Here is a 7,533-nt window from a genome sequence, read left to right on the forward strand (position 1 = left end):
CGCCGGGCAGGTGCACGGTGGCCGAGGCCGCCAGCACCGGAAAGTCCCAGCCCGTGCCGTTCACGTTCCAATAGAGCTCGTCGTAGCCGGGGAAGAAGCCCAGCTCACGCTCCACCCGGTAGTCCAGGGTGTAGGTGTACACGCCGGGATCGAGCAGGACGTCGCTGCGGCCCAGGTAGATGCGCACCCCGTTGGACTGGTCTTCCAGGCGGAAGTCTTCGGACCGGCCGTCGCGCAGCGCCCCCAGGAACTGGAAGCGCACTCGATAGCGGTTGCTGTACTTGTCCTTGTAGTCGGTGGGAAAGTCGCGGTAGATGCCGTGGCGGATCTGCTCGCCCAGGGCGCGCACGCGGATGGTCTCGCGCACCAGCAGGGCACCCTCCGCCTGCACGGTGACCTCGCTGTGGAAGCTGAGGATCTGCTCGCGCGCCGGCGACTCTTCGAGCGTCTGCGCCGAGAGAGCGGCCGCCGCCAGCAGCAGTGAGAGCGACACCAGGGTTCTCATCTTCATGGTGTGGGCGCAAGGTATGCTGACGCGAGCCCGCTGTCAACCCAGAATGCCGGCGCCTCCCTGCCCGCTCGGGGGATGCATTCTGGCCACGAAGTGTGGCCAATTTGCCACAGAACAAAATCACATCGCAGGGTTTAATCTATTCTGTTCCAACCGGATACCGTTGCCCCTCGAACAGACAATCCGCCGCCCTGTGGAGTGCCAAGGGGTAGGACTCCACAGCGGGGCCGCGGTCAAGCTGCGCATTCTACCGGCCAAGGCGGGCACCGGCATCGTCTTTCGCCGCGTCGATCTGGACAACTTCCCGGTGGAAGCGGTCAGCCGCAACGTAGCCCGCGTCAGCTACGCCACCAGCCTGATGAAGCAGGGCGTGCTCATCTCCACCACCGAGCACCTGCTCTCCGCCTTCATCGGGGTGGGCGTGGACAACGCCGTGGTCGAACTCAACAACCTGGAAGTGCCCATCCTGGACGGCAGCGCCCAGCCCTTCGTGGACATGGTGCTGCAGGCCGGGTTGCGCAGCCAGCGCCGGCGCCGCTCCAGCCTGCGCATCCGCCAGCCCCTGGAATTGCGCGAGGGCGCCAAGTTCATCGCCGTCTATCCCGCCGACGGCTACACCGTCAGCTACACCATCGACTTCCCCCATCCCCTGATCGGGCGGGAGAGCTTCGAGGTGGAGCTGACCAACGGCTCCTATCTCTCGCAGGTGGCGCCGGCGCGCACCTTCGGCTTCCGCCACGAGGAAGAGGCCATGCGCAACATGGGGCTGATCCGCGGGGCCATGCCCGCTAACTGCATCGTGCTCACCCGCGAAGGCATCGAGAACCCGCCCCTGCGCTATCCCGACGAGTTCGTGCGCCACAAGGTGCTGGACCTGATCGGCGACCTGGCCCTGCTGGGCAAGCGCATCCAGGGCCGGGTGGTGGCCGACCGCGCCGGCCACGCCATGCACACTGCCCTGGTCTCCCGCCTGCTCAAGGACCACTCCCTGTGGGAGGAGAGCACCGCCGAGCACGCCGAAGAACCCGCCCCTCTGCCCGCCACCACTCCGCTGTTCGACCCGGCCTGAGGCGTTGAATCGCCACATTTATTGATTTGTTCATTTGCTGATTTATTGATTGGCCCCGGAGCGCCGGGCGTCTAGAGAAAATCGACAAATCAATAAATGAATAAATCAATAAACCTCGGCAGAATGAAGAACGAGGCGCGGCTTGCGCCGCGCCCGTCTTCGCTTCGGCCTTGAAAAGACCCTTATCGTCCGGCTTTGCCCGGCTCCCGGCTGGCGTTGATGAACAAAGAGGTGGGCGGATGCTTGTCCAGGTTGGCAGACAGCCACTGGTCCAGCTCCTTCTGCGCCGGCGCCGGCACCTGCAGGAAGCGCACGCCCACTTGTCCGCCCTCGGTCCCGGTCCAGGCGATCTCTCCCTGGGCGTCGATCAACTGCTTGCCTCCGGGCAGGGAGAAGCGTACGCGCACGCTGCCGCTGGCGGGCCCGGGCTGGGGCATGCTGAGCGAGATTCCGCCCGTGCTCAGGTTGCTGACCCAGGCTTGCACCGGCTCGCCCCCGGGCAGCAGGACCTCCGCCTTGAGCTTGACCTGCTGGCGGAAGTAGCGGCGCCGCTCGCGCTGGATCAGCCCTTGCGCCGCCCGCAGGCTGCGCGCCACCCGCTCCATGCTGAGGGGTTTGTCGAGCACGAAGTTGGCGCCCATGCTGAAGGCGTCGCGCACGCTGGTGACGCGGTTGACGATGGCGAAGACGATGGCGCTCTTGTTGGAGGACGAGGTGCGCACCAGCTGGAGCACGCCGGTGGCGCCGTGCAGGTCGTCGCAGTCGATGAGCACGGCGTCGAACTTGTGCTTGGCCAGCGCTTCCACCGCGGGATCGGGGCCGGTGAACACCTCCACCGAGATGCCCACGTCGTCGAGCACGCGGCGCAGCACCCGCAGCGACTCCGGGTCGCGGCACAGGACCAGGGAGGAGAAAGGCATGACTCCCGCATCCTACCTCCCGCTCCCGCTTCCGCCAAGTGACGAAGGTAACCGGGGGCCATTTCGTCATCGAGTCATTGAGTCATCGGGTCATTGAGTCCATGCGCAGAGAGTTCTTGGTCCTTCAAATGACCCGATGATTCGATGACTCAATGACCCGATCTCCCTCGATCCGGATGCTAAGCTAACCCCGTGCAGAAGACCGCCTACCTGGGGCTGGGCTCGAATCTGGACGACCGCCGCGCCAACCTGGAGGCCGCGCTCGCCCGCCTGGAGGAATTGGGCACGCTGCGCGCCGTCTCTTCGTTCTACCAGACCGAGCCGGTGGACCTGCCGCAGCAGCCCTGGTTCCTGAACTGCGCCGTCGCCCTGGAGACCGAACTCATGCCCCGACAGCTTCTGGGACGGCTGCTGGCCATCGAGCAAGGCATGGGGCGGCGGCGGCTGCAGCCCAAGGGCCCGCGCCTCATCGACATCGACATCCTGCTCTTTGGCAATTCGGTGGTGGATACGGCCGGCCTTACCATCCCGCATCCCGCCCTGCACCAGCGCCGCTTCGCCCTCGAGCCCCTGGCCGAGATCGCTCCCGACGCCCGCCATCCCGTCTTCAAGCGCAGCGTGCGCGAATTGCGCGACGCCCTGCCCCCCGGCCCGCCCGGCGTGCGCAAGCTCTAATTCCCAGTTGCCGGTTCCCAGTTCCCTGTTGCTTGCGGAGCTGTCCCATGGGCAACCGGAAACTGGAAACCGGGAACCGGGAACTATGGCAGCACGATCTTGCTTCCCTCTCCCGGCGAGGCGATGGCGCCCTGCTTCTCCGGGAACTGGGCCAGCAGGAAGTCGAGGTAGGCGCGCGAGCGCGGCCGGCCGGAGGTGCGCGCCTGCCCCATGCGCACCAGGAAGACCAGCGCCTCCAGCACCTCGGAGTCGCGCAGCGTGCCGGCGCCCAGGTGCTGCTGCTCGAGCGTGCGGTACTCGGCCAGGCTCTGCTCGATCCCGGCCACCAGGGCCTGCTGTCCGGGGCCGGCCAGGGCATGCTCGTAGACCAGCCCGGAGCGCACCCGGGTCTGATAGCGCTGGGCCAGGGCGGTGAGCGCGGCCAGCAAGTCGCGGTCGCGCAATTCGCGGTCGGCCCGCCCCGCCTGCGCCAAAGCGTAGCTCAGCCCCACCAGCAGCGGCTCGCGCTCGTAGAGGAACTGCTCCCGCACCTGGACCTCGGGCAGCAGCGCCGCCTGCTCCACCTCGGCCAGCCGTCGCGGCAACTCCTCCCGCCGCGCCTGCTGCAGGTAGGGACACTCGCTGGGACAGTCGAGCGAGACCTCGCGCTCCCGCCCGCAGCACTGCGGGCAGATCTTCGCGTGCACCGCCGGGCAGAAGCGCCTTTCCTTGCGGGTGGAGCAGATCGAGCAGCTCAGGGGCGTCTCCTCAAGAACGTCCATTATGACATCGAGAGAGGAGTCAGGAGCCAAGAGTCGGGAGTCAGCCCATCGTGACCTTCGTGTTGCCCTTCGTGTCCTTTGTGGTGAAAGGTTTCAACAGCCCACCACAAAGAACACAAAGGTCACACGAAGGACACAAAGGTCACAGCGGGATGGGCTGACTCCTGAGCCCTGCCGCCGGGGCCTGCTGTGGAAAAACCCGCATAAAAAGCGGTCAAGACGCTTTTGTTCCGCGGTGCGATGGTTTAAGATGGCCGGGTCGGAGAAGCTCTCTTAGTACAAACTGACAAGGAGGATTCATGGCATCGGGAATGACCAAGACCCAAGTCGTCCGTCACCTGGCCGAGAAACTGGAGACCAGCAACAAGACCGCCGCCGCCTTCCTGGAGAACCTGGCCGACCTGGCCATCAAAGAGACCAAGAAGTCGGGGATGTTCGTGCTTCCCGGCCTGGGCCGCCTGGTGAAATCCAACCGCAAGGCCCGCATCGGCCGCAATCCCCAGACCGGCGAACCCATCAAGATCCCGGCCAAGACCGTGTGCAAGTTCCGCGTCGCCAAGGCCGTCCGGGACATGATCGCCCCCAAGAAATGACGCCGTTGTGCGGGCGTGAGCGAACCGCGAAGCGGTGAGCGGGAGCCCGCAGGCGCCATCCTGAGCCCGTGGGTTGGGCGAAGGATCTCGTTATCGGCTCCGGGTCATTTTCCCTAGGCACAGAAAAGGCCGGCTTCCCAGCCGGCCTTTCTCATTGAGGATGGAGTGATTGCGTCATGGGCGATCGAAAAGCAGCCCGTACCACGAATCGTCAATCGTCCATGACGCAATCGTCGATTCACCCTACCGCCGGTGGTACTCGTCCTTCACCACCGCCCCGCCCTTCATCACGAACTTCACGCGCTGGAGCGTGGTGATGTCCTGGAGCGGGTCGCCGTCCACCGCGATCAGGTCGGCGTAGTGGCCGGGCTCCAGCGTGCCCACCCGGTCGCTCCACCCCAGCAGATCGGCGGCGTTGGTGGTGCCCGCCTGGATGGCGGCCAGCGGCGTCATCCCCATCTTCACGTAGACCGCGAACTCGTGCGCGTTCAGGCCGTGGGGATAGACGGCGGCGTCGGTGCCCAGCGCGATCTTCACTCCCGCCGCCATCGCCCGGGACAGGTTCTGGCGCGAGACCGCGGTCACGTCCTTCATCTTCTGCCGGGACGAGGGCAGCATGTGGATCTTGTCCTGGTTCTCCATGATCCAGTCGGCCAGGTACTGCGTGGGCACCAGGTAGGTGCCGTGCTCCTTCATGGCGGCGATGCCGGCGTCGTCGATGTAGGAGCCGTGCTCGATGGAGTCCACCCCCGCCTCGGTGGCCCACAGGATGCCCTGGGCGCCGTGGGCGTGCGCCGCCACCTTGCGCCCCAGGCGGTGAGCGTCGGCCACGATGGCCTTCATCTCCTCCAGGGTGTACTGCGAGGCCTGGGGATCGTCGCCCTTGGAGAGCACGCCGCCGGTGGCGCACACCTTGATGACGTCGGCGCCGTACTTGATGATCTCGCGCACCTTGTGCTGCACCGCCTCCACCCCGTCGGCGGCGCCGTCGGAGGTGGCGTGATACTCGTAGGGCAGCAGGTCGTTGTCGCAGTGGCCGCCGGTGATGGAGAGCGCCGGGCCGCTGGCGTCCATGCGCGGCCCGGGAACGTCGCCGGCGTTGATGGCGTCGCGCAGCGCGATGTCGGTATAGCCGCGCGCTCCCACGTTGCGCACCGTGGTGAAGCCCGCCTCCAGCGTCAGGCGCGCGTTCTTGGCCCCGGTCAGCGCCTCCCGCGGGATGCTGATGCCCAGCATCTCGTAGCCGAAGACCGGATCAAAGGTCAGGTGGGTGTGGGCATCGATCAGCCCCGGCAGGACGGTGGCGTTGGGCAGCTCGATCACGGTCGCGCCCGCCGGCACCTTGGCCTGCGCCTCCGGTCCCACGCTCACGATGCGCTCCCCCTGGATCACGATGGCCTGGCGCGTCAGCGTCTGCCCCGTGCGCACGTCCAACAGCTTGCCCGCGTGCACCACCACCGTTTTGGGCGCCGCTTGCGCCCCCGCCAGCGCCGCCAGCGCCAGCAATGCCACCAGCAACCCCAATACCCGCCATCCTCGCAGCTTCATCTCTGGCCTCCTGAGCCTGAAAACGGTTTGCAAGGTCGGTGATTATAGCTCACGCACTCCCTCTTGATTTGTCATCCTGAGCGAGCGATGTCCTGCGGCTCGCCCGCAGGGCATCGCGAGTCGAAGGACCCCTATACCCTTCCGTTTTTTTAGAAGTGCACACAGGCGTTTTTCGGGTTGGTCTTGGCTATAGGGGTCCTTCGGGCGCCCTCCCTTTCCCGGTCGCTCCGCTCCAGGCCAGTCGGGCTTCCTCAGGATGACAATCCAAGGGCGTATACTTTCCTTCTACCCAGGAGGAACTCCATCATGAAGACCAAAGCCCTTGTCCTTGCGCTGCTGCTGTTCGTGGCTTCGCTGGCCTTTGCCCAACAGAACGGCCAGACCGCCACGCCCCCGGCCTCGGGCGCCCAGGCCACCAAGCCCCGGTCGGCCATGACCCCGGAGCAGCGCGCCGCCCGCCGCAAGCAGATGCAGGAGCAGATGCAGCAGCACATGCAGGCCATGAAGGAGCAGGTCGACAAGGCCCAGGCCACGCTGCAGCAGATGAAGGACAACCTGCCCAAGATCACCGATCCCGCCGCCCAGCAGCAGGCCCAGCTCGATATCCAGATGTGGCAGACCCTGGTCGACCACATGGCGATGATGATGGAGCACATGGGCCCGGGCATGATGGGCGGTCCCGGCATGATGGGCGGCGGCATGGGCGGCCCCGGCATGATGGGTGGCGGCCGCATGCACGGTGGCATGGGCGCCGGCATGGCCGGCTGTCCTTGCTGCGCCCAGATGGGCCAGGGTGGCACGGCCGGGATGCAAGGGGGCATGAAGGGCGGCTGCTGCTGCGGCGGCGCCGGCGGCATGAAGTGTGGCGCTGCGTCCGCCCCCAAGTCCGGCGGTATGGACGAGAAGAAGTGACCCCGCAAGAAATCAAGGGACGGGCCGTGGCCCGTCCCTTGCCGTCCTGCCTCTAGAAACAGAAACCAGGAACGAGAAACTAGAAACTGCGCTTCACTTCCCCGTCTTCTTCCGCAGCTCATCGAACCAGTTCAGCACGAGGTTGATGCGGGTCGCGCCCGCCTGCTCCACGTCGCGGGCAACGATCAGCCGCCCGTCCCGGGCCACGTCGTAACCCGACCACTGCGCCTTGTCCTGGAACAGCTTCACCGGCTGGCCGGGATGCAGCCCCGGCCCTGGACCCATGGGCACCGACACCACCCAGTCCTGGGAGATGTACAGCAGCTCCTTGCCCGAGGGCGCCCAGCGCGGCTGCACCCCGCCGTCGCGCGAGATCTGCTCCCGCACCCCGGGGTCGCTCATGGACTGCACGAAGACCTCCGACCGCCCCGACTCGTCAGACTGGTAAGCCAGCCACTGCCCGTCGGGAGAGATCGCGAGCGCCATCGCTGCTCTCTAGAAACTAGAAACTAGAAACGAGAAACTATTTCTTCAGCTCCGCGGT

The 7,533-nt window shown here is 66.2% G+C and carries 9 protein-coding genes; 4 read left to right on the top strand and 5 right to left on the bottom strand.

Features of this window, described 5'->3' with window-relative positions:
• Nucleotides 1-511 (bottom strand): DUF2207 domain-containing protein (locus VEG08_07640; protein HXZ27859.1); only part of this gene is annotated, 511 nt, incomplete at its 3' end.
• 157 nt (nt 512-668) lie between these two features.
• Between VEG08_07640 and lpxC the strand changes: the two genes are divergently transcribed.
• The gene (gene lpxC / locus VEG08_07645; GenBank protein HXZ27860.1) at nt 669-1,580 is read left to right on the top strand and encodes a UDP-3-O-acyl-N-acetylglucosamine deacetylase; all 912 of its coding nucleotides are present in this window, start codon (nt 669-671) and stop codon (nt 1,578-1,580) included.
• 182 nt (nt 1,581-1,762) lie between these two features.
• On the opposite strand, the gene VEG08_07650 is transcribed toward lpxC, so the two are convergent.
• Complete coding sequence (locus VEG08_07650) at nt 1,763-2,500, bottom strand: response regulator (protein HXZ27861.1); 738 nt, start codon at nt 2,498-2,500, stop codon at nt 1,763-1,765.
• 192 nt (nt 2,501-2,692) lie between these two features.
• Here VEG08_07650 and folK point away from each other — a divergent pair, with 192 nt between their 5' ends.
• Nucleotides 2,693-3,175: a 2-amino-4-hydroxy-6-hydroxymethyldihydropteridine diphosphokinase gene (folK, locus tag VEG08_07655; protein HXZ27862.1), complete on the top strand. Its 483-nt coding sequence runs from the start codon at nt 2,693-2,695 to the stop codon at nt 3,173-3,175.
• Between the two features lie 83 nt (nt 3,176-3,258).
• On the opposite strand, the gene VEG08_07660 is transcribed toward folK, so the two are convergent.
• Nucleotides 3,259-3,936 carry a hypothetical protein gene (locus VEG08_07660; protein HXZ27863.1) on the bottom strand — a complete coding sequence of 226 codons (678 nt, stop codon included), beginning with the start codon at nt 3,934-3,936 and terminating at the stop codon, nt 3,259-3,261.
• A 299-nt stretch (nt 3,937-4,235) separates the two neighbouring features.
• Between VEG08_07660 and VEG08_07665 the strand changes: the two genes are divergently transcribed.
• Nucleotides 4,236-4,529, top strand: a complete 294-nt coding sequence (locus tag VEG08_07665) for an HU family DNA-binding protein (GenBank protein ID HXZ27864.1) — start codon at nt 4,236-4,238, stop codon at nt 4,527-4,529.
• Nucleotides 4,530-4,772: 243 nt separating this feature from the next.
• Here VEG08_07665 and VEG08_07670 read toward each other — a convergent pair whose 3' ends face one another.
• Nucleotides 4,773-6,077 (bottom strand): amidohydrolase family protein, encoded by a 1,305-nt coding sequence (locus VEG08_07670; protein ID HXZ27865.1) that lies wholly within the window; start codon nt 6,075-6,077, stop codon nt 4,773-4,775.
• 306 nt (nt 6,078-6,383) lie between these two features.
• Between VEG08_07670 and VEG08_07675 the strand changes: the two genes are divergently transcribed.
• A complete protein-coding gene (locus VEG08_07675) occupies nt 6,384-6,989 on the top strand; it encodes a hypothetical protein (protein ID HXZ27866.1) in 606 nt (201 codons plus the stop codon).
• 93 nt (nt 6,990-7,082) lie between these two features.
• Here VEG08_07675 and VEG08_07680 read toward each other — a convergent pair whose 3' ends face one another.
• The gene (locus VEG08_07680) at nt 7,083-7,475 is read right to left on the bottom strand and encodes a hypothetical protein (GenBank protein ID HXZ27867.1); all 393 of its coding nucleotides are present in this window, start codon (nt 7,473-7,475) and stop codon (nt 7,083-7,085) included.
• Nucleotides 7,476-7,533 lie beyond the last annotated feature (58 nt).

Source organism: Terriglobales bacterium (assembly GCA_035624475.1).
Taxonomy (GTDB): domain Bacteria; phylum Acidobacteriota; class Terriglobia; order Terriglobales; family Acidobacteriaceae; genus DASPRL01.